The 3,017-nt window shown below is 64.7% G+C and carries 3 protein-coding genes and 1 pseudogene; 1 reads left to right on the top strand and 3 read right to left on the bottom strand.

The window, feature by feature from the left end:
• Both ABZS71_RS35420 and ABZS71_RS35425 read right to left on the bottom strand, forming a co-directional pair.
• On the bottom strand, positions 1-302 hold a 302-nt coding region (locus ABZS71_RS35420), incomplete at its 3' end, for a transposase (RefSeq protein WP_356216927.1).
• A 99-nt stretch (positions 303-401) separates the two neighbouring features.
• Entirely contained in the window at positions 402-1,004 is a 603-nt protein-coding gene (locus tag ABZS71_RS35425) for a sigma-70 family RNA polymerase sigma factor (RefSeq protein WP_356216929.1), read from the bottom strand.
• Positions 1,005-1,079: 75 nt separating this feature from the next.
• On the opposite strand from ABZS71_RS35425, the gene ABZS71_RS35430 reads away from it, so the two are divergent.
• A complete protein-coding gene (locus tag ABZS71_RS35430; RefSeq protein ID WP_356216932.1) occupies positions 1,080-1,910 on the top strand; it encodes an alpha/beta hydrolase in 831 nt (276 codons plus the stop codon).
• A 44-nt stretch (positions 1,911-1,954) separates the two neighbouring features.
• On the opposite strand, the pseudogene ABZS71_RS35435 reads toward ABZS71_RS35430, so the two are convergent.
• A pseudogene (locus ABZS71_RS35435) lies at positions 1,955-2,211 on the bottom strand (Tn3 family transposase); the annotation flags it as partial.
• Positions 2,212-3,017 lie beyond the last annotated feature (806 nt).

Consider the following 3,017-nt stretch of genomic DNA (forward strand, 5'->3'; position numbering starts at 1 on the left):
TCGAGGATCAAAATTCCCCGTTCGGGATCACCGACATGCTCCACGACCGCGTCGCGAACGTCGTCACGCAGAGCGTCGGCATCCCACAGGTAGTGGTTCAGTAGCCGCTGCATCCCCTGAGGGCCGCCGTCACCGGCGGCCTCCGCCAGAGTCCAGCCGTTCTTGCGTTCCGTCTCGCTGAGCAGTCCCCGCAGGTAGGACACCATCCGTCGCCGGGGCTCCACCCGCCCGAAGCGGCCCGCGAACCGCGCCACGAAGTCATCGAACAGATCTGACCAACCATCAGTTATCTCTTCCTGCACGAAGTGATCAACGAAACCACACACACCGCGTCACGGAGTGTCGTTGCAGTAGTGCCGTATCAGCCAACATCCGCCCCTCGCGTTGGGCAGGGCTTCTGCTTACACGTCACTCCGGAGTAGATCGCGCTGGATCTGGTGAGCGATGGCGCGGCGTACAGATGCTGATGCGGTAGCGGTGACTTTCGAGGGAATGTCGAGACCGCGGCTGATCTCGTCGTACGCGGCCTGGTAACTGCCTGGCAGCTCTGCCCGGTGCAGCCTCAGATCCTCCTCGATGAGACGCCGCAGCTCGTCGATGTTCTGGGGCGTGAAGCGCTTCTTCCCACGGTTGAGTGCGTTGACGTAGCGGGTGCAGCAGGTGGTTTCGTGGCAGGTCTCGGAGATTTCCTCAGCGAGGCCCCACAGTCGCCCTTCGAGCCAGGGAGCGTCGTGCTGGTCGAGGGAGAGCCCCATCGGAGGCTGCGGGTCGTCGGTCTTGCGCTTCGCCATCTGTTTGGACACGGCAGGCTGGCTCATGTCAGTGAGCTGCGCGATGCGTTCCTGCGTCCAGCCGAAGCTCGCAAACACCTTGATCATTTCGGCGCGCAGCTTTCGCATCTCCTGGCCCGCACGAATGACCTCGTTCATGCCGACGAGCATCCGCTCGGCCTGTTGCTCGGTCAGTGTCTCCGGGGTCTGGTGCGTGCTCTCTTCGCTTGCCACAACCCGGTTATACACCACGGTGCCACTCGCATAACCCAGTTGTATAACCAGGTTATGTCTGCCAGGATCCGCAGCATGCCTACCTTTTCCGCGCCCGACGGAACCCAGCTCGCTTACCGCGTCATCGGTGAGGGCGATCCGCTCGTCTGCATCCCGGGAGGCCCTACGGATTCCGCGTACCTCGGCGACCTCGGCGGCCTGTCCGCGCACCGCCAGCTGATCGTCCTGGACCTTCGCGGCACCGGCCGCTCCGCGATTCCCGAAGACACTTCCTCCTACCGCTGCGACCGCCTGGTCGACGATGTCGAAGCGCTACGCGAGCACCTCGGCCTTCCCCGGATAGACCTGCTCGGCCATTCCGCCGGGACGAACATTGCGACGCAATACGCAGCCTGGTACCCGGAGAAAGTTAGCAAGCTTGCCCTGATCGGCCCCAGTACCCGCGCTGTCGGTGTAGCGATCAAGGGAGAGACGCGGCGCGAGCTCGCACAGCTTCGGAAGAACGAGCCGTGGTTCCCGGCAGCGTTCGCCGCCCTACAGGCGATCACCGAGGGCACGGGCAGCGACTGGGAAGCCATCGCCCCCTTCTTCTGGGGCCGGTGGGACGCCAAGGCACAGAAGCACCACACAGCCAGCCAGCCGAGCAACCAGGAATCTGTCGCGTTCTTCGCGGCTGAGGGCGCCTTCAACCCGGAGAGCACTCGTGCGGCGCTCGCCGCCTGCGAGGCACCCGTTCTGCTGCTCACCGGGGAGTTCGACTTGAACAGCCCGCCGGTGTCCGCGGTCGAGTTCGCGGAGGTGTTCCCTGACGTCACGCTCGTGGTGCAACCGGGCGCGGGCCACTATCCGTGGTTCGACGACGCCGGCTGCTTCGTGGCGACCACGGCGGCATTCCTCCGTGGATGACCTGGCTCACGCCCCTGGAGTCTGAAGTGGTCAGACCGAGGCCGTCACTCCTCGTCATCGATGTCTTCAGTGGCGTCCGGGTCGCGCAGCGGTCGTAGGCCCTGACCGGGCCCGCTGGAGCGGAACTCGAAGTGGTAGCGGCCCAGGATATGCCTGTCCTTCAGCGGGGAGAGGCGGGCCACGTCCTCGTCAATGGGGTCGTGGCCCTCGGCACGAAGCTGGGCGACGGCGGCCAGGTAGCGGGTGTTCAGAGGACCCCGCCGTTTAGAACAAGGCCCGGGCTGGCCAGCTGTATCTGAACTTGCCGAGATCGGCGCAGAGTTCGCTTCCGAGCCGACGTGCACTACGGAAAGTAATCGTGAAGAAGGTGGGCGAACGGGCTCTCCCGGGCGTGTCGTGCCTCGGGGCCAGGTTCGGTTTACGGTCCTACTGGGAAAACGCGTATGTCCGGACGGGATCGAGGTGCAGTTCGTAGGGCCCGTAGCAGTCGGCTGCGAGCGTCGCGACCGCAGCTCCGAAGGGACAGGCTCGGTTGAGTCCTTCGTCGCCAGTCGGCTCGCAGCACCCGCTGCAGTTTTTCAGTTGGGCAGATGCTGAAGGTCGGGGGCGTCCTCTGGTGCACCAGCACCGCGCCCCGGACGCCGGCCGAGATGACGAAGTCCTCGTCACGGCAGACCACAGGCCCGCGGGACTGAGCTGGCTTCGGGTTCTCCTGATCGTCCTGCACGGCATAGGGAAGTCCCCAGGGCTCGTGGTCCACCTCCTCGTTGTAGTGTTCAGGGCTGTTGCTTCGCATCCTCACTTCGATGCTGGGAGGCGATGCGAGCAACAACCCTGTGAAAGTCGGGCGTGCCGAGTGGACGGTGGTGTGTCGGGCTTCGAGGTCGTGCATGGCGGCGAGTTTCGGTAGTTGTCAAGTCAAATGAGACGTTTGTAGTGCTATGAGTGTTGTGGTTCGGGTTCTTTGCGTTTGGCGGGGTCGTTGATCCAGACCTGGCCGGGTATCGCGGGGGGTGTCGGTCGGCGGGCGAAGCGTTCGGGGTGGCGTTCGTAAGCCCTGGCGAGGGCGACGGACCGCTGGTTCCGGACCTCGTCGGCGGTGCCGAA

The sequence above is a fragment of the Streptomyces sp. NPDC005393 genome, from assembly GCF_040606675.1.
In the GTDB taxonomy this organism is placed as follows: Bacteria; Actinomycetota; Actinomycetes; order Streptomycetales; family Streptomycetaceae; genus Streptomyces.

Bases quoted from the DNA above. Each gene is read 5' to 3' on its own strand.
- ABZS71_RS35430 (WP_356216932.1), top strand. From the start codon at position 1,080: ATGCCTACCTTTTCCGCGCCCGACGGAACCCAGCTCGCTTACCGCGTC.